Below are 22734 nucleotides of genomic sequence, written 5' to 3'. Positions count from 1 at the left end.
GGCGAAACGGCTTCAGAACAGCGGATCCACCGCCGTGGAGTCGCCCGCCGCCCGGCGGTGCCGAGGGGCCACGGCCGGACCAAGATCGTCCGATGTGGACGATCGAGCGGAACGGGAAACCTGGGAACGGCCGGTGACTCCGGACACACGCGCTTCGCTGTGCCGGCCCGACGGCGCGGCCTCCTCGACCTCGGGTTGCTCGCGCCGACCGCTCTCGTAGGCCATCAGCGCCTCGGTGAGCAGCTCCGCGAGGCCGATCTTCTCCGCTGCCCCCGCATCCGCCGCCGGTGGTTCCACCTCGGGCAGTGTTGCGGAAGGTGTCGTTGCGACGGGCGGTTCCGGGGCCTCGCGGTCGCCTGCCGGTTCGGGCGTTCCCGCGGCGAGCGGTGACGGCTGCGGTTCGACGACCGGGAGGTTCGGCTCGGTCGCCCAGTCCTGGTGGTGCCTGCCGAGCAGCTCCGCGGCGGGAGTCGGCGATGTGACCGCGGGGGCGGACGGTTCTGGTGGTTCGATCGGTTCTGGTGCTTCGGCAGGTTCGGCATGCCTGGCGCGGCGGCGGCCCGGGCGGGGCTCCGCGGACAGTTGGAGACCGGCGCGGATCTCGGCGAGCGACTTGCCGCGCGATCGGCGGCCGCCTTCGCGCTGCCCCGTCCCCGTCGCCGAAGCCCCAGCCGACTCGGCCGCCGGCTCGTCCGCCGCCGACGTGCCCGGGGTCAGGACGTCTGCCGGCGATGTCTGGAACATCGGGGGCTCGGTCGCCGGGGCGGCTTCACTCGCTCCGTAGGACGGTTCGAGTGGCAGCGCGTCGTCGGCCCGGTGTCCGCCCGGCCGTTCGGCGGCGGGTTCGGTCGCCGTCGGGTCCTGGCCGTACTGCGATTTGAAATCGGCTCGCGGCGCCTCCGGCAGCGGATCGGCCACCGGGGAATCCGCCGCCGATCCGGTTCCCGGCCAGTCGCCCGGCCCGGCCGGCGCCCCGATCACCGGCATGATCGTGGTGATATCCGCAGTGCTCGAGTCGCGGCCGGCAGCGGCCGCCGTCCGGCGGAGATTGTCCAACGTCGCGGCGAGCGCGCTCGTCTCGGCCTGGAGACCTGGGTCACCCGGCTGGTCCTGCTGCGGCTCGTACGCCACAGGCACCTCGGGAATGGTGCGCTCGGCGCCGGACAGCTGGCCCGAGGCTTCCGAAGGCCACCAACTCGCCTGCGACGAGGCCGACGCCTGCTCGGTGTGCTCTTCCGGCTCGGGCTCCCCGCCGGGAACGCCCTGTTCGGCGAGCGGCGGAAGGGCAACCCTCTCGGTGCGTGCGAACTGGCCTTCCTCGGCCTCCGTCGTCTCGGTGCGTGCGAACTGGCCGCCACCCTCGGCCTCCGCCGGCTCGGCGGCCGGGAACGCCGCCGCACTGGACTGGTCCGCCTCGGGCTCGGCCGGTTGGATCGTCGACGGGTCGAGCACGACCGTCGGCTGCGCCGACTCCTCGGAAATCCGGGGCTCGGGCATCTCCTGCCGACGGCGCCCGCCTTCGCTCTCTCCTGCGGCCCTGCTGGTAAGCGTCTCCATCAGTCGACGCGCCGCGTCGTGCGCATCCCCGTGCTCGGGCTTCGCGTGCTCCGATTCGGCCTGCTCGACAGCATCCTGCTCGGGCTGACGAGGTTCCGGGGGCCAGTACGCCGGCTGCTCCGGCACGACCGCTCGGGCCCCAACCGGATCGGGATCCTGCGGCACCGGCTCGTGCGGTACGGGCCGAGATGGACCGCTCGAACGCGGAGGCGCCTCGACATCGCCCGCGAGCACCGGGTACTCCGCGAGCAACCGGACCCGCGCGTTGTGCACGGCCGCGCGCCAGCGCCGGTCGGCGGCGTACGCGCCCCGCAGCGTGCGAAGCGCTTCGGGGAACTCCGCTCCTCGTTCGTGCACATGGGACAGGGCGTTCAGCGCCTCAGCGAGCAGCCCGTCCAGCTTGTGCCGCTCCGAGATGGCCGCGGTGTCGTTGAGCGTCCGCACCGCTGCGCCGTGGTTGCCGTCCGGCAGGTGCACGCGCGTCGCCATCGCGAGCCCCAGCCAACCGACCGGCCCTGCCGCCGCGGCGCGAACCGGCTGTGCCAGCACGGACTCAGTCGCCTGGACGGCCTCCGGACGGCGCCCCAGCTCCAGTAACGACTGCACCCGCTCCAGGACGAGACGGGTCCGGATCTCCCCGCTGTCCGCGGCCGGATCGCCGAGCTGCCTGAGCAGCGCAAGACCAGCGTCGGCCGCGGCGACGGCCTCGCCGAACTCGCCCAGCCTGCGGTGATGCCCCGCTCGCGCAGCGCGAACCCGAGCTTTGAGCAGCCGGGCGGTGTCCCTGCTGAGACCGCACGTCTCGTACAGCCGCTCGGCCTCGTCGAGCGCCTCGGAGCGCTGCCCGTCCTGCTGGTGCGCGGGCAGCGACGCGGCCAACGCCAGCAGGGCGTGCGCCCGCACTTCGGGCTCGATCCGCTCCTGCTCCAGCACCGGGTTCAGCACCCGGACCGAGACCTCGCAGTTTCCCGCGCTGCGCGCGCACCACGCCAGCTCGACCCGCAGCTCCGCCACGACCTCGGCGTCACCCGCGGCCTCCGCGTCTCGGACCGCCGCGAGCGCCCGGACGGTTGCCGGGACGCCCCGGCCCAGCCGGTTCGAGGCGAACAAGGCGAGAGCCTCGGCTCTCAGGCGAGCCGCCTGGTCACCGGTGCGCCTGGCGAGCGCGACCGCACGATCACTGAGCACCAATGCCAACTCGGGTACTCTCCACCGCATCTGCCGTGCGGGTTCGAGCAATCCCTGTGCCGAGCTTGTGTTCGGTGAAGCGGGCACGCTCGCCAAAGCGCCTCCGTTCAGCCCCTGGTCAGCTTGCGATGCGTCACTCGGTGCGGACGGGCCGCCTCCGCGCCCATCCTCTCGATCTTATTCGCTTCGTAGCCCTCGAAGTTGCCTTCGAACCAGAACCACTTCGCCGGGTCCTCGTCGTCGCCCTCCCACGCGAGGATGTGGGTGGCGACGCGGTCCAGGAACCAGCGGTCGTGGGAGATCACCACAGCACAGCCCGGGAACTGTTCGAGCGCGTTCTCCAGCGAGCTCAACGTCTCCACGTCGAGGTCGTTCGTCGGCTCGTCCAGCAGGATCAGGTTGCCGCCCTCCTTGAGCGTCAACGCCAGGTTCAGGCGGTTGCGCTCACCACCGGAGAGCACCCCGGCCGGCTTCTGCTGGTCCGGGCCCTTGAACCCGAAGGCGCTGACGTAGGCGCGCGACGGCATCTCGACCTGGCCGACCTGGATGTAGTCCAGCCCGTCGGACACGATCTCCCAGACGTTCTTGGCGGCGTCGATGTTCGCCCGGTTCTGGTCCACGTAGGACAGCTTGACGGTTTCGCCGACCTTGACCGTGCCGGCGTCCGGCTGCTCCAGACCCACGATGGTCTTGAACAGCGTCGTCTTGCCGACCCCGTTCGGGCCGATGACGCCCACGATGCCGTTGCGCGGCAGCGTGAACGACAGGCCGTCGATGAGGAGGTTGTCGCCGAAGCCCTTCTTCAGCTTCTCGACGTCGACGACGACGTTGCCCAGGCGTGGGCCCGGCGGGATCTGGATCTCCTCGAAGTCCAGCTTGCGAGTGCGCTCGGCCTCCGCGGCCATCTCCTCGTAGCGGCCCAGTCGGGAACGCGACTTGGTCTGGCGCGCCTTGGCGTTGGAGCGGACCCACTCCAGCTCGTCCTTCAGGCGCTTCTGCAGCTTCGCGTCGCGCTTGCCCTGCACGGCGAGCCGCTCGCCCTTCTTCTCCAGATAGGTCGAGTAGTTGCCCTCGTACGGGTAGGTGCGGCCGCGGTCCAGCTCCAGGATCCAGCCGGCGACGTTGTCCAGGAAGTACCGGTCGTGGGTGACGGCGAGGACGGCGCCCGGGTAGGTGGCCAGGTGCTGTTCCAGCCAGAGCACGCTCTCGGCGTCCAGGTGGTTGGTCGGCTCGTCGAGCAGCAACAGGTCGGGCTTGCTCAGCAGGAGCTTGCACAGGGCGACGCGGCGGCGCTCACCACCGGAGAGGTTCTTGACCTCCGCGTCCGGCGGCGGACACCGCAGGGCGTCCATCGCCTGCTCCAGCTGGGAGTCCAGTTCCCACGCGTCCGCGTGGTCCAGGTCCTCCTGGAGCTTGCCCATCTCCTCCATGAGCTCGTCGGAGTAGTCGGTCGCGAGCAGCTCGGCGATCTCGTTGAAGCGGTTGAGCTTCTGCTTGATCTCCCCGACGCCCTCCTCGACATTGCCGAGGACCGTCTTCTCCTCGTTGAGCGGAGGCTCCTGCTGCTGGATGCCGACGGTGTAGCCCGGCGTGAGGAACGCTTCACCGTTGTTCGGCTGGTCGAGTCCCGCCATGATGCGCAGCACGGTCGACTTGCCAGCGCCGTTCGGCCCGACGACGCCGATCTTGGCGCCCGGGTAGAACTGGATGGTCGCATTGTCGAGGATGACCTTGTCACCATGCGTCTTGCGCACGTTTTTCATGGTGTAAATGAACTCGGCCATGCCATGAATCGTAGTTGCGCCCCGTGGCGGACCGCGCACGCGGTCCCCCAGCACCTCGCCGGCGGCGCCTGGCCGCCCCGCACCGGCGGTTATCACCTCCTCGGAACCGAAATCCGCAATGGCCGGGAAGAAAGATCGCGATCAACCGCCGGGCAGCGAGACGAGCCCGCGGTCCATCTTCGACCGCGGCCGGGGCACGCCCGGCGCCTCTGGTGGCGAGGCCCGCGCCAGGTCTAGGCCGACCGCGGTGGCTTCCAGCTCGACGACGGTGCGCCACTGCCCGCCCGCCTCGTACTCGCGGGTGCGCAACCGCCCGGTCGCCACCACCGGATCGCCCTTGCCCAACGCCGCGGCGACCCCGTCGGCCAGCCGCTTCCAGCAGTTCACCGTCGCGAGGAACCGGTCGCCGTCCACCCATTCCCCGGCGCCCTGGTCGAACCGGCGGGAGGTCGCCGCCACCCGGAAGCTCACCACCCGGTTTCCGTTCTGCGTCTCCCGCGCGACGGGCTCGGTGATGACGTAGCCCACCACCGTCACCTGGGTCTCGAACATCCCTGCCGCTCCTCTCGGTCCTGCGCGGCCGACTTCCGGCCCGCGAACCAAGACTGCCCGAAGATCGTCACGCAGCGCGACCGATTTACCGCGTTCCGTGACAACTCCGGCCGATCGGCCAGGTCAACTACTCCGAGGGGTGTCCTTGTCGGAGAGCTGCTTGAGCATTTCGTTGTAGGCGGCCAGATCCGCATCGCCGTCCGCATCGGCCTTCCGGTCGATTCTCCGGGCGGCCCGGGAATCCGCGCGGGACCACTGGATCAGCAGCGCCAGCATCACCACGACCAGCGGCACCTCGCCCGACGCCCAGGCCAGCCCGCCGCCGAGCCGCTGGTCGGCGAGCAGATCGGTCATCCAGGGCAGGTCCAGGCCGCGGTAGAAGCTCGCCCCGATGACCGTCTGCGACATCATCAGCGCGATCCCGAAGAACGCGTGGAACGGCATGGAGGCGAAGACGAGGCCGACCTTGCCTAGCGCGGGCAGCGGGCGGGGCGCCGGGTCGATGCCGATCACCGGCCAGTAGAAGATGTAGCCCACCAGCAGGAAGTGCGCGTTCATCGCCAGGTGCGCCCAGTGCTCGGTCAGCGCCACGTCGAACAGGCCGGTGAAGTACAGCGCGTAGAAGGACCCGACGAACAGGGCCAACGCGACGACCGGGTTGGTCAGCAGCCGCGTCACCGGCGAGTGCACGAAGGCCAGCAGCCACTCGCGCGGCCCCGGGGGCTGCGACTTCCCGGCGGGCTTGAACACCCGCAGCGCCAGCGAGGTCGGGCCGGCCATCACCAGGAAGACCGGCGCCAGCATGGACATCAGCATGTGCTGGCCCATGTGCACGCTGAACACGGCGGGCGCGTACTTGCCGATCCCCGACGAGGTGGCCACCAGGATCGTCGCGCAGCCGCACAGCCAGGCGATGGTCCGGCCGACCGGCCAGGCGTCGCCGCGCTTGCGCAGCCGGTGGACGCCCACCAGGTACAGCGCGGCCAGGGTCAGCGCGAGCGTGCCGTAGACCAGGTCGAACCGGCCGTCGAACAGCAGGCGGAGGAACGTCGGCGGCTCGTCGAGCGGATAGCCGATCAGCAGCTCGGTCCGGCCAGGCACCTCCTTGGCCCCGTCCGGCGGCGGCGTGCGCCCGAGCGCGACGGCGATGCCGATCGTGGCGAACATGACCAGCACCTCGCCCGCGCCCAACCGCAGCAGCGCCGACCTGCCGGCCCCGTCGTCCAGCCGCTGCACGACGCTGCGGCGCTGGAAGTAGCCGAACACGCCGAGCGCCACCAGGCCGACGGTCTTGAGCACCAGCAGCACGCCGTAGGTGGAGGTGAACAGCTGCTCCGGCGAAACCCGGACCAGCGAGTTGATCACGCCGGACAGCGCCATGGCCGCCCAGCAGACCAGGGCGACCAGCGAGAACCGCCTGGCCACCAGCGGCAGGTGGGCGCCGCCGCGGGCGGCGTGCGCCAGCAGCGCCACCAGCCCGCCGACCCAGATGACCGCCCCGAACAGGTGGAAGAGCAGGCTGTTGGTCGCGATGTCGTGCGCGCCACCGCTGGCCGAGTGGCCGGTGGCGATCACCGGGAACAACCCGGCGAGCCCCAGGCCGAAGGTCACCACGGTCCAGCCCCAGGACAGCACCACCCGGCAGGCCAGCGCGACCACGAACGCGAACAGCGCGGTCAGCGCCCAGGCCTTGGCTTCTTCCAGGGCATCGACGAGGCCGAACAGCACCTCGGCGCTGAGCACGTCGGACACCGGGCGCCCGGTGGCGTCGGCGGCGATGAACGGCACCATCAGCGCCGCGCCCAGGCACCAGACGGCCGCCGCCCAGCTGGCGGTCCGCACGGCCGCGTACCCATCGGCGGCCAGCGCGCCCGAGCGCTTCGCCGGGATCCCGAACGCCGCCAGCAGCAACGAACCGATGCACACCACCGCACCGGACTCCGCCAGCACCCGGACCACCGGCAACCCGTACTTCGTGACCGGCCCGGGATCGGGCAGGCCGAGCAGGGAGTATGAGGCACCGGCGGAAAGCGTGGTGAGGGCGGCGGCGATCAGGGCCGCCAGCACCCCGGCGGTGACAACCAGCACGCCCACCGCGCTGGCCGTACCGCGCCGTTCCGGTGCTGGTACGGGGGTTTCGGATGGCACACACCGAGCGTAACGGCCGACGCGTGGCGGCCACGCCGCAGGATGGCGCGCGGGAACGTGGTCTGCCGCACCCGCGGGCCGCTACGGTTACCGCGTGACCATTGTCCGTCGCTGTGCGTTCCTGCTGCCGATGTTGCTGCTGTTCGCGGTGACCGCCTGCGCCGCGCAAGTTTCCGGCGAGCCGGTACCGGCAGCGGGGTTCTACGACGCCACGACGCCGCCTCCGCAACCGCCATCGGCCGCCGTGACCCAAGTGCGCATCGCCACCCCGCGCAACATCGAGGGGATCGACGCCTGCGGTCTGCTGACGCCGGTGGACCTCGCGGAGGTCGGCGGCCCGGTGGGACCGCCGCACGCGAACAACCCGATCGCGGGCGCCTGCGCCCACCTGCTGGCCAGCGGCCCGGAGAACACCGCCGCGGCCGGCTTCTACGAACCCTTCGACACCGCCTTCCGCCGCCAACCGCGCGGCGTGCCCAGCGACATCGAGGGGCATACGAGCTTGTTGTACTGCGAACTCGTGAGCAACCACCAGACCTGCACCGCGTCCACCGCGATCCGGTCCGACCGGACGCTGCTGACGATGCTCTCGATGCAGGGCGCCTCCGCGGCCGATACCGCTGACCAGCTGTTCCGGCTCACCGCGGCCGCCCTGCACAAGCTGCCACCCGCCTGATCGGGTCGCGTTCGGCAGTCGATCAGCTTGCTGTTAGGTACCGGCTCGGCAACGGTGCGGCGTCAGTCCCACACCTGCCCCCGCGTCCGGCTACCCTGCTTGCTGCAGCTCAGGCGAGCCGCAGCCCGATCGGCCCCCATAGCTCAGCTGGATAGAGCAAAGGACTTCTAATCCTTAGGTCGCAGGTTCGAGTCCTGCTGGGGGCGCAACGGCGCAGGTGTGCGAAACGGGGTTGATCCGGTTCGAGATCAACCCCCACTTTATTCGCTCCAGCCGTCCGCTCACAGGTTCCTGGAGATCAGCGCGAATCGGCCCTCACCGGGAACTCCGGCGAGGGGCGATTTCCTTCATCTGGACCCACCAGGGGGTCAGCGGGCCGGTTCGAGTTCCGTCGGCTCCGACGACGATGTTCCCGGCCGAGACCGCACGAAGTCCCGGATCAGGCCGGTCCGGCTCGCGGTGCGCCAGACCACGGCCCCCAGCGCGCGGACGAAGGCGATGTCGGGCCGGGCGAAGCAGTGAGTCACTTGAGCGTGCCCCAGTGGCGCGGCTTCGCCGGAGGCGAGGACCGGGATCACGTCCTGCCGAAGTGCAGTTCCTCGGCCGGGGTGAGGAAGGTCTCGATGTCACGCAGGTCCACGCCCGGCCTCGTTCTCCCACCCATCGGTTCGGCGAAATCGCCCTGGTCGTTTTCGGCGTTGTCACTGGCAGATCCGCTGAAGTCCGCGGCACGGCCACCGCTGGAACGGGCGCGTCCGGATTGGGAAGTTCCTCGCGCGGAAACGCCTACGTCGTAGGGGCAACACCGCGGAGGAGGGCAGTCGTGTGACGCACGACCAATCGGATCGACTGGGCGGGATCGCGTTGTCCGTGACGCGGATCGTCGTGTCGTTCATGTTCATGCTGCACGGTGTGGCCGCGCTGTTCGGCGTGCTGGGCGCGCCGTACGCCGTGCCGGCGTTCGCTTGGCCTTCCTGGTGGGCGGGGATCATCCAGTTCGTCGGCGGCGGCCTGGTCCTGCTCGGGCTCTTCACCAGGCCGGCCGCGCTGGTCTGCTCGGGCACGATGGCCTTCGCGTACTTCTCCGTGCACCAGCCCCGGGGCCTGCTCCCCATCCAGAACGCCGGCGTTCCGGCCGCGCTCTACGCCTGGTTCTTCCTGCTGATCGCCGTGCTCGGTGCCGGACCGTTCGCGCTCGATGCGTTGTTCCACCGAGTCCCGCGCACACCCGAGCACGCGGCGCGCTCGGACTGAGCGCGTCAGGCGTTGACGCCGGTGAGGGCGAAGAACTCCTGCCGGGAGCGCGCGTCCTGCCGCAGGGTGCCCAGCAGCGTCGAGGTCACGGTGTTGGAGCCGGTGGCCTGCACACCGCGCAGGGTCATGCAGGTGTGCTCGGCTTCGATCACGACACCGACGCCCTTGGGGTCGAGCTGCTCGCACAGCCAGTCGGCGACCTGCTTGGTCAGCCGCTCCTGGACCTGCGGGCGGCAGGCGAAGTGCTCGACGATCCGGGCCAGCTTGGACAGCCCGAGGATCCGGTCGCCCGGCAGGTAGCCGACGTGCGCGACGCCGACGAACGGCAGCAGGTGGTGCTCGCAGACCGAGCGCACCGGGATCGACCGCGCGAGCACGAGCTCGTCGTACTGCTCCTCGTTCGGGAAGGTCGTCAGGTCGAACGGCCGCGGCGAGAACAGCTCCGCGTACGCGCGGGCCATGCGGCCCGGCGTGCCGACCAGGCTCTCGGAGTCCGTGGAGATCCCCAGCGCCCGCAGCAGGTCGCCGGCGGCCTTCTCGGCGGCGGCGAGATCGATCTCGCCATCGGGCTCGTGGACGACGTGCGGGGACAGGGCGGACATCGGGCGTTCCTCCGGTCGGTTGTGCCAGGCCGGACCTGGTTTCACCAATGAACGTTAGTCTTATTCCGGAAGCCGGGTCAATGCAGCAGCATGTCGATGTTCCGGTGCGATTTCGGACACCGCATTGGGCGCGGGAAGCGTTACCGTTAGGACATGGTGCCCAGCGACGAGCCGGTGGCGGGCTCGATGGCGGCGATCGCCGTGTTGGCGGACGACCTGCGACGCGGGATGTACGAGTTCATCCGCCGCGCCCGGCGGCCGATCGGCCGGGACGAGGCCGCCGCCGCGGTCGGCATCTCCCGCAAGCTCGCCGCCTTCCACCTGGACAAGCTCGTCGACGCGGGGCTGCTGTGCGCGCGGTTCGAGCCGGTGGGCGGCATCCGCAAGGTCGGCCGCACGCCGAAGGTCTACGAGCCCACCGATGCCCACATCGGGGTGAGCATCCCGCCGCGGCGCCCCGACCTGCTGGCCGACATCCTGCTCGACGCGGTGCTCACCGAGGGCGACCAGGAGACCGCGATCGAGGCGGCGATGCGCACCGCGCAGGAACGCGGGCACCGCCTGGGCACCGAGGAGCGCATCCGCAGCCGCCCCGGCCGGCTCGGCGCCGAACGCGCGCTGACCAGGACCGAGGACGTGCTGGCCCGCTACGGCTTCGAACCGGACCGGGAGACGCCGACCTGCGTCCGGCTGCGCAACTGCCCGTTCCACCCGTTGACCGCCAGGTCGCCGGAGCTGGTGTGCGGGCTCAACCACGCCTTCCTGCGGGGATTCCTCGCCGGCCTGGAGGCCCGGTCCGTGGAGGCGGTGCTCGAACCGCGGCCCGGGGAGTGCTGCGTCGCGTTGCGCAGCACCTGAGGGTTCACCAGCGGGCGCGAGACTGGGGGTGCGCCCGCTGATGAACGGCTCAGCTCACGGACGCCGGCTCCTTCACCTCGGGTTCGGCGACCTCGCGCCGGAAGGGCGCCGTGAGGGTCGGCAGGATGTAGCGGCGGTTGCGGATGAGCGCGGCGATCGCGATCACGGCGTAGATGCCGCACAGGACGTAGCGAGCGGTCTGGCCGGGCAGCGCGAACTGCGTCGCGAACAACGCGAGCAGCGTCCATGCCGCCCAGCGCGGGAAGCGCAACGCCAGCAACGCAGCGACGCCGAGCACCGTTTGCGTCGCGGTGAGCAGGAACTCCTCCACCTGGCGGGCGTCGAGGTGCAGTGCCGTCCCGCCGCCGCCGAGCAGGTAGGCCACCGGCAGGCTGCCCACCAGCAGGGTCCACTGGTTGACCTTGCTGGAGATCAGCGTCCCGATGGCGGCGGCGCCCTTGCCGCGGACGGCGAAGAGGATCGCCACGATGAACTCGGGCGCCTCCGAGGCCAGCGGCGCGAGCCACTGCACCAGCAGGAACTGGTCGATGCCCAGTTGGGTGCCGGTTTCGATCAGCGAGTGGGCGAACGGTTCGGCGCAGGCGACGATCACCGCGGCGGAGAACACGAACAGCGCGATCACCAGCGGCCGGCGGACGTGCTTGGGCAGCCCGCCGATGGTGGCCGCGGTGCCGACCAGATCGGGTTCTTCGGCCTCGGCGCGCGACACCTTCCACAGGTAGAACACGAAGAAGCCGAGCAGCGCGAACCCGAGCAGCAGGGAGATCTGCCCGGTCGCGGGCACCACGAAGGCGACCACCGAGGCGATCGCGAGGAACCCGAGCTCCACCCGGTTGCCGGACCCCAGGGTCAGCTCCCGCACGGTCTTGCCGGTGCGCCGCTTGGCCAGCGCGAGCGCCACGATCACCACCAGCGACCAGCCCAGGCCGAGCAGCAGCCGGTTGGAGCCGGTCATGTTCGCCGCGGCGTAGGCGACGTAGGTGGGATCGCTACCCGCGGTGTAGGCGAAGAAGAGGTCGACCGCGTACTCGGGCAGCACGGCGATCACGGCGAGGATGGCGATCGCCAGGCCGCCGGAGATGTCGACCTGCGCCGCCTCCGCGGCCCAGGCCAGGACGAACGACGAGGCGACGACGGCCATGCCGAACAGCAGCAGGCCGAGCACCGGGCTCACCGGCAGCCCGGCGAACCGGATGATCAACGCGGGCACCGCCAGGGCTCCGCAGAGCGCGAGCGGACGCAGCAACTTGGTGGACATCGAGCACCTTCCCGGACCACGGCCTGCCTCGGCCGGGACGTCCAGGGGTCTCGGCCAGGCACAGATCAGCTGGCCGAAGGTCTCGTCCACCCGCATCGCGGGCGCCACCGCCGGAGACGGATCTCAGCGTGTCGACGGTGGTCTTGCGGACTACTCCCCTTCGGAACGAGGACCACCATCGCAGTCATTTCGTAGTTTTCGCAACCAACGAAGTGTTTGCGCGGCGGCCACCCCGGGGTTGTGCGATGCGGAAGAATCGGACTCGCCATGCCGAAAAATCCCGCGCTGCCCACCGCAGAACCCGGCCTGCCCAGGCAGGAGGCCGAACCGACCGAGGCCCAGCTGGCCGCCGCAGCGGCGACGTTCGCCCTGCTCGCCAGCCCGCCGCGGCTCCACCTCGTGTGGTTGATCACACACGGCTCGTACGACGTCGGCACGCTGGCGAAGCGGGTCGGCATCAGCATCGCGACGGTCAGCCAGCACCTGAGCAAGCTCCGGCTGGCGGGCGTCATCACGGCCCGCCGCGACGGCCGCCGCCACCTCTACACCGTCGACGACCCGCACGTCGTGGCGCTGGTGGACCAGATCTTCGACCACATCGCCCCGGACGGAACCCTCGCCCCGGACCCGCCGCAGGAGCGCTGAACCGGCCCCGAGCCATAAGCGCGGCTTATGCCCACCTCGGGAATCGGCCCCTACTCGGGCCCGGCGGCCGGAGGTTTGATGCCTGCTATCCCTACGAGGAGGTAGCGCGATGGCATCACCCCCGGACACGGCGGAGCACGTGGTTCCCGCCGAGCGGCACCGGTCCATCTGGTCGGTCCGGATCGGCGTCATCCCGCTGCCGTTCTACGCGCTGCTGGTCGTCGTGCTCGCGGTGCTCGCCTGGCAGGACGACCTGAAGGCCGACATCCCGACGATGGCCGCGCTGCTCGGCGTCTGCAGCTACACCTGCTACGAGGTCGGCAGGCGCATTCCCGGCTTCCGCTCGATCGGCGGGCCCGTCATCCTGGTGACCTTCCTGCCCGCCTTCCTCGTCGCCGCGGAGTGGATCCCCGCCGACCTGGCCAAGAGCATCTCGACGTTCTACAAGTCCACGAACTTCCTGTACGTGTTCATCGCCGGGATCATCGTCGGCTCCATCCTGAGCATGAACCGCACCGTGCTGATCAGGGGCTTCCTCAAGATCTTCGTGCCGCTGGCCGCGGGTTCGGTGGCCGCGCTGGTGGCCGGTTCGCTGGTCGGCTGGGCGATCACCGGCGACCTGCACCGCACCGTCTTCTTCATCGTCGTGCCGGTGATGGGCGGCGGCCTCGGCGAAGGCGCCATCCCGCTGACCCTCGGCTACTCGCAATCCGGCGCGGGACCGGCGGAAACGCTGCTGGCGCAGGTGCTTCCGGTGGTGCTGCTGGCCAACGTCTGCGCGATCGTCTTCTCCAGCGTGCTGTCCATGATCGGGCAGCGCTTCCCGCGGACCACCGGCTTCGGCAAGATCCAGCCCGCCCAGGGCGACGGGCTCGACCTCGCCGCGAGCGAGCAGCCCGCGTTCGACATCCGGCAGCTGGCGGTCGCCGGGTTCATGGCCGTCGCGCTGTACCTGCTCGGCGAGGCCACGCACGCGCTGTTCGGCTGGCCGGCGCCGATCGTGATGCTGGTCGCCGCGATCGCGCTGAAGCTGACCCGCTGGCTGCCGCGCAGCCTGGAGCACCACTCCGGCCTGGTCTACGGCTTCATGTCGACCGCCGTGACCTACCCGCTGCTGTTCGCCATCGGGGTCTCGTCCACGCCGTGGAACGAGCTGCTCAAGGCGTTCACCGTCGGCACCGTGGTCACCATCGTCGCCACCGTGATCACCATGATGGCCACGGCATTCCTGGTGGGCAGGTGGATCGGCATGTACCCGGTGGACACCGCGATCGTCGTCGGCACCCACACCGGCATGGGCGGCACCGGCGACGTCGCGATCCTCAGCGCCACCCGCCGGATGGCCCTGATGCCGTTCGCGCAGATCGCGACGCGCATCGGCGGCGCGATCACGGTGACCATCGCGCTCATCGCGCACGCCAACCTGTCCTGAGAGGTGGAAAGCCAGTGCAACCCCTCCGCGGCGTGACCGTGGTGGCCCTCGAACAGGCCATCGCCGCGCCTTATGCCAGCAGGCAGCTCGCGGACCTCGGCGCGCGGGTGATCAAGGTCGAGCGGCCGGGGGCCGGCGACTTCGCGCGCCAGTACGACTCCCGCGTCAACGGGTTGAGCTCGCACTTCGTGTGGGTCAACCGCAGCAAGGAATCGCTGACGCTCGACATCAAGGACCCGCGCGGCATGGCGGTGCTGCGGCAGCTGCTCGGCACCGCGGACGTGTTCCTCCAGAACCTCGCCCCGGGCGCGGCGGCCCGCATGGGCCTCGGCGCCGACGAGCTGCAGGCCGGCAACCCCGGGCTGGTCGTGTGCGACATCTCCGGCTACGGCAGCGGCGGCCCGTACGAGTCGATGAAGGCCTACGACCTGATGGTGCAGAGCGAGGCCGGGCTGCTGTCGGTGACCGGTTCCGGCGAGGACATGGCCAAGGTCGGCATCTCCGTCTCCGACATCTCCGCCGGGATGTACGCCTACAGCTCGATCCTCGCGGCGCTGCTGGAACGCGCGAACACCGGCAGGGGCGCGCACATCGACGTGTCGATGCTGGAATCCACGGTCGAGTGGATGGGTTTCCCGCTCTACTACACCTACGACGGCGCCCAGCCGCCGCCGCGCGCGGGCGCGGCGCACGCCACGATCTACCCGTACGGCCCGTTCACCGCGCGCGACGGCAAGGTCATCATGATGAGCATCCAGAACGAGCGCGAATGGCGGGCGTTCTGCGACCGGTTCCTCGGCCGACCGGAGCTCGCCGAGGATCCCGACTACGCGGGCAACGCCAACCGCAACGCCAACCGCGAGGAGCTGGGCCGGATCATCGCCGCCCGCTTCGCGGCCCTGACCGGCGACGAGGCGACCTCGCTGCTGACCGCCGTGCCGGTGGCCTGCGCTCGGGTCAACACCCTCGCCGACGTGTGGGCGCACCCTCAGCTGACGGCGCGCGGCCGGTGGCACGAGGTGCAGACGCCGCGTGGCCCGGTGCCCGCGCTGGCGCCTCCCGGGCCGGTCGATCCCGCGCCGCGGATGGATCCGATCCCGGACGTCGGCGAGCACACCAGGAAGATCTTGGCCGAGCTCGGTCATGGCGAGTCCGATGTGGACGCTCTCGTTCGAGATGGGGTGGTGTGATGGAGAACGCGGTCACCTGGCTGTTCGTGCCCGGGTCGCGTCCGGAGCGGTTCGCCAAGGCCGTCGGCGCGGGGGCGGATGCCGTCATCGTCGACCTGGAGGACGCGGTCCCGGCGGACGCCAAGGCATCGGCACGGGAGAACCTGCGCGCCGCGTGGCCGATCGGCTCCGGCGTGGCGGTGCGCATCAATGCGCGCAACAGCCCGGAATTCGACGCCGACGTGCAGCTCTGCCGGGAACTCGGCCCCGACGCGGTCGTCCTGCCGAAGACCGAGAGCGCGGAGGACGTGCGGGTGACGGCCGAGGCCACCGGCCGGCCGGTGCTCGGGCTCGTCGAAACCGCGCGCGGATTCGTGAACCTCGGCGAGATCTGCGCGGCTGCGGGCCTGGCCCGGCTGGTTTTCGGGAGCATCGACCTGGCGCTGGACCTCGGCGTGACTGCCGACGCGGCGCTGGACGCCTCGCGGGCGGACCTGGTCCGCTGGTCCGCGGCGAGCGGGCTGCCCGCGCCGGTCGACGGTGTCACGCCGTCGATCAGCGACACCGATGCCATCGAGCGGGATTCGCGCCGCGCCAGGGAATGGGGCTTCGGCGCGAAGCTGTGCATCCACCCCGCGCAGCTGCCGATCGTCCGCGACGCCATGCGCCCGAGCGCTGAGGAGATCGCGTGGGCGCGACGCGTGGTCGACGCGGACGAGCAGGCGAACGGCGCGGCGGTGTCGCTGGACGGCGCGATGATCGACCGGCCCGTGGTCGAGCGCGCCCGGCGGCTGCTGCGCGCGGCGGAGTAGCCGAGCGGAGATCGGTTCGGCGGTTTCGCGCGAAACCGGCGCTCCCATGCAGGAGGGATGACGGTTTCGCGCGAAACCGGCGTCTCAGGACGCTGCGGGCGGGGCGTGGTTGAATCCCGGACGAGTGGACAGGCAGCGGGAACGGGGGCGACGTGGACATCGCTCACCTGCGCGACTTCATCACCGTCGTCGACTCCGGCAGCCTCACCCGCGCCGCCGGCCGCCTCTACGTCTCGCAACCGGCGCTGAGCCAGCGGATCGCCCACCTGGAGGCCGAGCTCGGCGTCCGGTTGCTGGAACGCGGGCCGCGCGGCGTGACGCCCACCGCCGCCGGCCGCGCCCTCTACCGCGACGCGCAGCGGCTGGTGCGGCAGTTCGACCGGATCGCCGGCGACGTGCTCAGCGGCGACCAGATCCACGGCCCGGTCGCCGTCGGGCTGCCGACGACCGTCTCGGTGCGCCTGGCGCCGGCGCTGTTCTCCTGGACGAAGGCGCACCACCCCGGCATCCACCTCCAGCTGTTCGAGTCGATGAGCGGCTACATCCAGGAACTGCTCACCCTCGGCCGCCTCGACCTGGCGGTGCTCTACCGCGACGACGACACCGTCCGACCGGCCGAAACCCCGCTGTACTCGGAAGACCTCTTCCTCATCGGGCAGCCGAAACCGCCCGCCGCCGACGATGACGAGATCCGGCTGGTGGACCTGCACGACACGCCGCTGGTGGTGCCCGGCGGCCGCAGCAACCTGCGGGCGCTGATCGACCGGGCGTTCGCCGCGCAGGGTCTGGTGCCGTCGATCGTCGCGGACGTGGACTCGCTGGGCTCGATGATCCGCATCGCGGCCGGCGGCGAGGCGTGCACGATCCTGCCGCTGTCGAGCGTCGCGGACCAGGAGAACCACCGGGAGCTCGGCGTTCGGCGAATCCGCAACCCGGTCATCACGCGCAGCGTCGCGGTCTGCAACGCCGTCGAGTACTACCCGTCCCGGGATGCGGTGACGGCGGTGCAGGAGGGCATCACGGTGGTGACGCGGCAGATGGCCGCCGCCGGTGAGTGGCCCGGGATCCGGCTCGCCTAGCGCTTTTCCGCGCGCCGGTCTGGCAATCTGTTCGGGTGCTGGAGATCGCGGACAAGCTGGGCTCGGTGCTCTCGGCCTTGATCGGGGTCGTCGGGCTGGCCCTGACCGTGTACGGGCTTCGGCTGCAACGCCGCGCGACGCGGCCGACCGCTCCCCCGCCGATCGCGAACGCCCCGCTTCCGTCAGACCCGACCGGCCCGCCGCAGCCCGGCCCGACCTGGCTGGAAGTCCCGGACCGCTCGGCCTGGGTGCCGTCGTCGGAGCACCTGCCGCCCGGCTTCGGCCACCCGCCGCAGATGCAGCAGCCGCACGTCCCGAGGCAGGCGGCGCCGCGCCGAACAGTCCTGGTCACCGGCCTGGTCCTGCTCGCCGTCGCGATCGCGCTCGGCGTCGCCACCTGGATCCTGTAGCGATTCCGGCAGGCCGGCGAGATCATCGGCGGCCCTGCATGGGCACGCACCGTTCAGGGCTTGCGGGCTACTCCGCCGAGGAGGTTGTGCTCCGCGTCGGAGGGTTCCTTCAGGCGGGGGCCGTCGGGCCACCAGTCGAACAGGTACGTCAGGCCCGGTTCGATCATTTCCAGACCGTCGAACAGCGCTTCGATCTCGTGGCGCTTCCGGTAGAAGCAGGTGCCCATCATCGCTTTGAACGCGGCTTGGGCCTCTTCCGCCAGCCTGGCTCGGGATGTGCCGTCGTCCGGGTCGTAGAGGTGCGAGATCGCGAGGAACGAGCCCGGGGCCAGGGCGTCGACGTAGGTCGACATGATGCCGGCCGGATCCCGGTCGGTCGCCACGTGGTGCAGGGTGTTGCCCTGGATCAGCGCCACCGGGCGGCTCAGGTCCAGGTACTTGGTCACCACCGGGTTCTGGAGGATCTCCGCGGGGTTTCGCATGTCCCCGAACTCGAAGTGCGTGTACTCGTTGTCGACCAGCAGCGCTCGGCCGTGCGCGACGACCGACGGGTCGATGTCGAAGTAGACCACCCGCGCCTCGGGGTTGATGCGCTGCGCCGCCTGGTGGGTGTTCTCCGCGCTCGGCAGGCCCGAGCCCAGGTCGAGGAACTGGTCGATGCCGGCCGGCCCCGCGAGGTAGCGGACCACCCGGATCAGCCAGCCCCGGCACTGCTTCCCGACCTGCACCGCGTCCGGGGCGATCTGCAGGATCTGCTGCAGGACCTCGCGGTCCACCTCGAAATTGTCCTTGCCGCCGATGAAAGCGTCGTACACCCGCGCGATGCTCGGCTTGGAAGTGTCGATCTGCGGCCTGTCAACAGATGCCATGGTCGAATCCACTCGGTCCTCGTGGTGTTGATCACGACAGGGTAGGCCCGTTGGGGCAATTCCCATGGCGTTTCGGGAGAAATCCTGTTCGGGGTATGACCTGGCGGTGAAGAGCCGGTCCAGTTGCAGTCCCTCGCTCGGTAAAGGCGGGGCGGCGGCCGGCCAGCCGTCATGGGCCGACGACGTCTGCGGGTGTGCTGTGGGAGGCAGGATCGAAGAGGGCTGCGTGACGCAGGTGTTCGGCGAGTGAGGCGACGGCCGTCGAGGCGGCATGGTCCTTGACGCCCCAGGCCAGCAAATGGTGGCGGCGAGCCCAGGGGTCTTGCAGTTCGCACACCTCTAGTGGCTGGTGGGGGTCGATGGCGGGACGCGGTACTACGGCGAGCCCGACTCCGGCGGCGGCGAGGGCGACGAGGACGTTGAGATTGGCGACGGTGGTGCGGTAGCGCACCACTGGAGCGTGTGGTGCGAGGTGCTTCTCGATCCAACGGCGCAGCGAGGAGTCGGCGTTGAGTCCGATCAGGGGGTGTTCGGCGACCTCGCCGTAGGTCAGCGCGGTCCGCTCGGCGAGGATTCCGCCGGCCTGGCCGATCACGACGAGGGAGTCATCGCCGAGGGGCTCCATGCGCAGGCCGCAGTCACGGGCCTCGCCGTCGAGGACCACGCCCAGGTCCGCCTCGCCGTCGGCGAGCATCCGCACGGTCTGCGGGGTGCGGCTCTCGGACACCGTGACGTCGACGTCCGGGTGTGCCCGGAGGAAGGAGACCAGGGCCCTCGGCACGAGCCGGTGCATCGCGGAGCCGCCGCCCAGCAGCGTCAGGGGAGCGGCGGGAGACCGGGTGTAGCTCGCGACGGCACTTTCGAGTCGCGCGGTCTGGGCGAGCACGTCCCGCGCGTGGCGGGCCAGGGTCGTCCCGGCCGGTGTCGGCCGCACGCCCCGCCGGCCGCGGATCAGCAGTGCCACGCCGGCCTGGCCTTCCAGCGAGCGCACTCTGGCGCTGGCCGAAGGCAGGCTCAGGTGCATCCGGCGAGCACCCGCCGTGATCGACCCCTCGGTCACGACGTGGAGGAAGAGCCGCAGGTCGGCCAGGTCATAGCGCACCGCCTCAGCCTAAGTCCCAGCCTTAGGCCGGGTACGTCGATTGCGCATTGTGGATCCGCTGGTCACGGGACGATGCTCGGGCTGTGATCGAGACTTTGCTCGTCCTGCTGACCGGCATCGCCGCAGGAGCGCTGAACGCCATCGGTGGTGGGGGGACGTTCGTCGCGCTGCCCGCTCTCGTCGCGTTCGGCCTGCCACCGGTGACCGCGAACGCGTTGTCGCGGGTCGCCCTCGTACCCGGGGCCGTGGCCAGCGCGTGGGTCTACCGACGCGAGCTCACCCCGGTCGGGGGAACGTCCACGAAGGCGCTGACGGCGATCAGCATGGTCGGCGGCGGGATCGGTGCCGGCCTGCTGCTGGCACTGCCGGCATCGTCGTTCGACGCCGCGGCGCCCTGGCTGCTCGCCTCCGCCACGCTGGTCCTCGCTTTCGGGCGGCGCCTCCCCCAGGCGTTGAGCACCGTGCTGGGCCGCTCGGTCGGCATGAGTCCCCGAGCCGTCCTGATCGGTCAGTTCTTCCTCGCCATGTACGGCGGATACTTCGGCGGCGCCGTAGGCATCACGATGCTCGCGCTGTGGAGCATCGGGCTCGGAGTCGACGCCGCGACCAGCAACCCGATGCGGGTCGTGCAGCTCGCGGCCGTCTTTCTCAGCGCGGCCGTGCTGTTCCTCTTCGCTTCAGACGTGCTGAGCGCTCCGCTCGTCCTCGCGGCCATGCTGGTCGGCGCGGTGGCCGGCGGCTGGGCCGGCGCCCACCTCGCCCGCCGTCTCCCCGCCTCGCTGCTGCGGGGCAGCATCCTGGCCATCGCTGTGATCATGACCGTCCTGTACTTCTTGCGCGGCTGAGCACGGGCTACCGCACCGCGCACGGATGCGGCGTGATCGCCTGCGAGCGGTGGGAGCCGGCCGTTCCGCGCGTAATGCCGGTCCGATCGGTGAGCGCAAGCAGAAGCCCGACGGCACCACCTGTTCCCCCTGGCACCGCGCCGATTTTCGCCGGCCCGGTCCCAAGTTCACGGCATACCGGGAAGCACTCCTGATCGTTCGGAGGAAAGAGATGGTCACACCGTCGTCCGGCACACCGTCCGATGTCGCCCGGCTGCAGCGACAGTTCGCCGTGCGCGCTTTGGCCCTCGCGCTCCTGCTCGGCATCACGGGCGAAATGCTGCTGACCATTCTCGCCGCGCTCATCGGTCTCGGACTCCTCGTGCTGTCGGCCGAGTGACCCGCGGGCCAACGCCCCGGTCGGAATGCGGCCGCCACCTCGGCCGAGAGGACCGGCAGGCCGCTGGTCCCGGCGCGGAGGTTGGAGCAGATCGGCGGACCGGCCCGGGGATCTCGAATCCGCTGCTGACCACCGAGTTTCCAGGATCTCCGCAGGATTGCGCACGTCCCCGAACAGGACAGGGGAAGCGCGTTCGGACGATTCCCAAGGCGTTTCGAGCGAAGTCGAGTTGGCCCTAGCGAGGCACGCAGAGCCCCATGCCGAGATACCGCTGTGCACCGAGCAGAACCGGGCCCGACACCGGCGTCGGGAACTCCAGGAGGACATGGATGAAGGGACGCGGCACCTTCTCCCGGCGGGCGAGGTCGCCGGGCCTGAGGAACGCGCCACCGCGCACCAGCGGGTCGTGTCCTGTGATCACGACCGTCGGTTCGGGAAGCCCGACACGTTGGCAAGCGCGGCCGACCTCTGCCTCCTCGTTGTCCCTTCCGGAGAACCGGTCGAGCACCATCGGCGTCACCGTGGCCCAGCGCCGAGCCCGCCCGAACCACCACTCGGGCTCCAGCGGCGTTCCTGCCGTGATGCGGCGCCGAAGGCGCAGGTGCGCGCCCGGCAGGCGGAGCTCGAAGCTTTCCGCCAGCGCGGCGTCGACGGCCGCGACAAGATCCGTCCGCCCATCGGGAACCAACAGCCCGACGCCGAGCACATCGCCGCCCGCATCGGGATGCCCGGCATCGAGCAGCGGCAGGTAGGCGACGTGCGGCCGATTGTCCGCGCCGTGACCGCTGATCTCCGGCGGAATCGGATCGGGCACCCGGCTCATGACGGTCTTCCGCAAGCATCCGGCAACTGCACCGGCCATCCGCCCGCGAACCCGCATGTGCTGTGGAAAGGAGTACGTGAGCATCAAGCCGCACCGCCACGGATCTGCCGCACGGTGAACCCAGTGGTCGGCTGTGACGAACGAACCCGCATCGGGATGTAGGTCTCCGTCCCCGAGTCGTAATGCATCAGGTAAGTGTTGCGGTAGAAGGAGCGGCGGTACTGCATGAGTTGCCATCCTGCGGCGAAGGCAACGGTTTTCGGCATGTTGGCGAATACCACGAGTTCGTCGTCGGGATGCTCTTCCTTGATGCGGAACAACTCCGCTGTGACCAGCCGGCTGAGCCGCTTCAGCTCCTCGCCGGTGAAGACCGGTTTGTGGTTCTCGCTGATCAGGATGTCATCCGAGTCGCTGACCGTGTAGCAGGTCCGGACTCCGGCCGCCCGGAAGTGCCGGAAGCGGTGCTTGTAGAACTGGTCGGAGAACTTGGCGAGGCCGATGTGCACACCGATGCGCTCCCCTGTTGCGTCCTCGATGCGCTCCGCTCTGGCGGCCAGCTTCGGCAGATCTTTCTCCAGCATCAGGGGAAGTTCGAATTGCTGCTCTTTCTCCCCTGGCTGGGTCGGCAGCTCCACCATCCTGAAGTCGTGGGTGCGCGCCGGGAGGTAGCCGCCGACGGCCATCGCTATCGGCCACAGCATGACCGGCGCGACGGAATGCTTGCCGTCGTCTGGCGTGGTGTTGACCATCAACTGCAGCTGAGCACCTGCTTCGCGGCAGTCAGCTTCCAGGTCGATGACATCGTTGCCCGTGCTCGTTTCGAAATCGAGCCAGCGGTGCAGCACCCGGATCGACATGTGCTTCTTCGCCGCAACCGCACGGGAATTCCGGCCCTGCTCCTGCGTGCGGTCGCGCATCCCCTCGTCAAGCACCTGCACGCTGAACAACGTTCCCGATGTCTGGCGCACTCCGTACCGCAGCCACACCGCGCCCCCGGCGAAGAGCAGCACTGCGACCAATATGGCCAGCCGTTTCGGATCGAACAGCGCTTGCGGGTCGCCCTTCGGCAGCAGGTCTTCGAGTACCAGCGACAGCATCGCGGTGGCCACCGCACCGAGCATGACTACCGCGATGGAGAAGGCCCGCACGCCTTTCGATGCGTTGCCACGTCGCAGATTCGAGAGGATTCCCATACCGCTCCACGTCGTTCGGGGGGACGCATGTAACCTACCGTGTCGCCGAGTGATTACGCTCGGTTTTCTCCACCTCAA

22 protein-coding genes and 1 tRNA gene are annotated in these 22734 nt (G+C 70.3%); 12 read left to right on the top strand and 11 right to left on the bottom strand.

The window, feature by feature from the left end:
- Window positions 1–12: 12 nt before the first annotated feature.
- From AC07FN_RS00490 to AC07FN_RS00475, 4 genes are all read right to left on the bottom strand, one after another.
- Window positions 13–2754 (bottom strand): hypothetical protein, encoded by a 2742-nt coding sequence (locus AC07FN_RS00490; protein ID WP_478393692.1) that lies wholly within the window; start codon window positions 2752–2754, stop codon window positions 13–15.
- 98 nt (window positions 2755–2852) lie between these two features.
- Window positions 2853–4529 carry an energy-dependent translational throttle protein EttA gene (ettA, locus tag AC07FN_RS00485; protein WP_478393691.1) on the bottom strand — a complete coding sequence of 559 codons (1677 nt, stop codon included), beginning with the start codon at window positions 4527–4529 and terminating at the stop codon, window positions 2853–2855.
- A gap of 141 nt (window positions 4530–4670) precedes the next feature.
- Entirely contained in the window at window positions 4671–5081 is a 411-nt protein-coding gene (ssb, locus tag AC07FN_RS00480) for a single-stranded DNA-binding protein (protein WP_478393690.1), read from the bottom strand.
- Window positions 5082–5204: 123 nt separating this feature from the next.
- Window positions 5205–7229, bottom strand: a complete 2025-nt coding sequence (locus AC07FN_RS00475) for a bifunctional copper resistance protein CopD/cytochrome c oxidase assembly protein (protein ID WP_478393689.1) — start codon at window positions 7227–7229, stop codon at window positions 5205–5207.
- Window positions 7230–7323: 94 nt separating this feature from the next.
- Here AC07FN_RS00475 and AC07FN_RS00470 point away from each other — a divergent pair, with 94 nt between their 5' ends.
- Both AC07FN_RS00470 and AC07FN_RS00465 read left to right on the top strand, forming a co-directional pair.
- The gene (locus AC07FN_RS00470) at window positions 7324–7905 is read left to right on the top strand and encodes a DUF3558 family protein (protein WP_478393688.1); all 582 of its coding nucleotides are present in this window, start codon (window positions 7324–7326) and stop codon (window positions 7903–7905) included.
- A 132-nt stretch (window positions 7906–8037) separates the two neighbouring features.
- Window positions 8038–8111 (top strand) — tRNA-Arg (locus AC07FN_RS00465).
- A gap of 162 nt (window positions 8112–8273) precedes the next feature.
- On the opposite strand, the gene AC07FN_RS00460 is transcribed toward AC07FN_RS00465, so the two are convergent.
- The gene (locus AC07FN_RS00460; protein ID WP_478393687.1) at window positions 8274–8483 is read right to left on the bottom strand and encodes a hypothetical protein; all 210 of its coding nucleotides are present in this window, start codon (window positions 8481–8483) and stop codon (window positions 8274–8276) included.
- 247 nt (window positions 8484–8730) lie between these two features.
- On the opposite strand from AC07FN_RS00460, the gene AC07FN_RS00455 reads away from it, so the two are divergent.
- Window positions 8731–9159 carry a DoxX family protein gene (locus tag AC07FN_RS00455; RefSeq protein ID WP_478393686.1) on the top strand — a complete coding sequence of 143 codons (429 nt, stop codon included), beginning with the start codon at window positions 8731–8733 and terminating at the stop codon, window positions 9157–9159.
- A 5-nt stretch (window positions 9160–9164) separates the two neighbouring features.
- On the opposite strand, the gene folE is transcribed toward AC07FN_RS00455, so the two are convergent.
- Window positions 9165–9761 carry a GTP cyclohydrolase I FolE gene (gene folE, locus AC07FN_RS00450; protein ID WP_358576257.1) on the bottom strand — a complete coding sequence of 199 codons (597 nt, stop codon included), beginning with the start codon at window positions 9759–9761 and terminating at the stop codon, window positions 9165–9167.
- 153 nt (window positions 9762–9914) lie between these two features.
- On the opposite strand from folE, the gene AC07FN_RS00445 reads away from it, so the two are divergent.
- Complete coding sequence (locus AC07FN_RS00445) at window positions 9915–10619, top strand: helix-turn-helix transcriptional regulator (protein ID WP_478393685.1); 705 nt, start codon at window positions 9915–9917, stop codon at window positions 10617–10619.
- A 49-nt stretch (window positions 10620–10668) separates the two neighbouring features.
- On the opposite strand, the gene AC07FN_RS00440 is transcribed toward AC07FN_RS00445, so the two are convergent.
- Window positions 10669–11898 carry a sodium:proton exchanger gene (locus AC07FN_RS00440; RefSeq protein WP_478393684.1) on the bottom strand — a complete coding sequence of 410 codons (1230 nt, stop codon included), beginning with the start codon at window positions 11896–11898 and terminating at the stop codon, window positions 10669–10671.
- Window positions 11899–12165: 267 nt separating this feature from the next.
- Here AC07FN_RS00440 and AC07FN_RS00435 point away from each other — a divergent pair, with 267 nt between their 5' ends.
- The 6 genes from AC07FN_RS00435 to AC07FN_RS00410 all read left to right on the top strand — a co-directional run bounded on the left by AC07FN_RS00435 (window position 12166) and on the right by AC07FN_RS00410 (window position 17445).
- On the top strand, window positions 12166–12543 hold the full coding sequence (locus AC07FN_RS00435; protein WP_358576254.1) for an ArsR/SmtB family transcription factor: 378 nt from the start codon (window positions 12166–12168) through the stop codon (window positions 12541–12543).
- Between the two features lie 109 nt (window positions 12544–12652).
- Window positions 12653–13975: a 2-hydroxycarboxylate transporter family protein gene (locus AC07FN_RS00430; RefSeq protein WP_478393683.1), complete on the top strand. Its 1323-nt coding sequence runs from the start codon at window positions 12653–12655 to the stop codon at window positions 13973–13975.
- Between the two features lie 14 nt (window positions 13976–13989).
- On the top strand, window positions 13990–15165 hold the full coding sequence (locus AC07FN_RS00425) for a CaiB/BaiF CoA transferase family protein (protein ID WP_478393682.1): 1176 nt from the start codon (window positions 13990–13992) through the stop codon (window positions 15163–15165).
- Window positions 15165–15956: an HpcH/HpaI aldolase/citrate lyase family protein gene (locus AC07FN_RS00420; RefSeq protein WP_478393681.1), complete on the top strand. Its 792-nt coding sequence runs from the start codon at window positions 15165–15167 to the stop codon at window positions 15954–15956. Before AC07FN_RS00425 ends, AC07FN_RS00420 begins: the two co-directional genes overlap by 1 nt.
- A gap of 152 nt (window positions 15957–16108) precedes the next feature.
- The gene (locus AC07FN_RS00415) at window positions 16109–17035 is read left to right on the top strand and encodes a LysR substrate-binding domain-containing protein (protein WP_478393680.1); all 927 of its coding nucleotides are present in this window, start codon (window positions 16109–16111) and stop codon (window positions 17033–17035) included.
- Between the two features lie 35 nt (window positions 17036–17070).
- Entirely contained in the window at window positions 17071–17445 is a 375-nt protein-coding gene (locus tag AC07FN_RS00410; RefSeq protein WP_478393679.1) for a hypothetical protein, read from the top strand.
- Between the two features lie 53 nt (window positions 17446–17498).
- On the opposite strand, the gene AC07FN_RS00405 is transcribed toward AC07FN_RS00410, so the two are convergent.
- Window positions 17499–18314 (bottom strand): SAM-dependent methyltransferase, encoded by an 816-nt coding sequence (locus AC07FN_RS00405; protein ID WP_452612170.1) that lies wholly within the window; start codon window positions 18312–18314, stop codon window positions 17499–17501.
- A 169-nt stretch (window positions 18315–18483) separates the two neighbouring features.
- Window positions 18484–19416, bottom strand: a complete 933-nt coding sequence (locus tag AC07FN_RS00400) for a LysR family transcriptional regulator (protein WP_478393678.1) — start codon at window positions 19414–19416, stop codon at window positions 18484–18486.
- 83 nt (window positions 19417–19499) lie between these two features.
- On the opposite strand from AC07FN_RS00400, the gene AC07FN_RS00395 reads away from it, so the two are divergent.
- A complete protein-coding gene (locus tag AC07FN_RS00395; RefSeq protein WP_478393677.1) occupies window positions 19500–20261 on the top strand; it encodes a sulfite exporter TauE/SafE family protein in 762 nt (253 codons plus the stop codon).
- Window positions 20262–20286: 25 nt separating this feature from the next.
- Window positions 20287–20640 (top strand): hypothetical protein, encoded by a 354-nt coding sequence (locus AC07FN_RS00390; protein ID WP_478393676.1) that lies wholly within the window; start codon window positions 20287–20289, stop codon window positions 20638–20640.
- Between the two features lie 235 nt (window positions 20641–20875).
- Here AC07FN_RS00390 and csb2 read toward each other — a convergent pair whose 3' ends face one another.
- The gene (csb2, locus tag AC07FN_RS00385) at window positions 20876–21520 is read right to left on the bottom strand and encodes a type I-G CRISPR-associated protein Csb2 (RefSeq protein ID WP_478393870.1); all 645 of its coding nucleotides are present in this window, start codon (window positions 21518–21520) and stop codon (window positions 20876–20878) included.
- Between the two features lie 26 nt (window positions 21521–21546).
- Window positions 21547–22656 carry a hypothetical protein gene (locus tag AC07FN_RS00380; RefSeq protein ID WP_478393675.1) on the bottom strand — a complete coding sequence of 370 codons (1110 nt, stop codon included), beginning with the start codon at window positions 22654–22656 and terminating at the stop codon, window positions 21547–21549.
- Window positions 22657–22734: the final 78 nt, after the last annotated feature.

This window comes from Saccharopolyspora sp. NPDC045941 (assembly GCF_056431445.1).
Note: the sequence above shows the minus strand (reverse complement) of the source record. Positions and strands in the feature narration are given on the sequence as shown.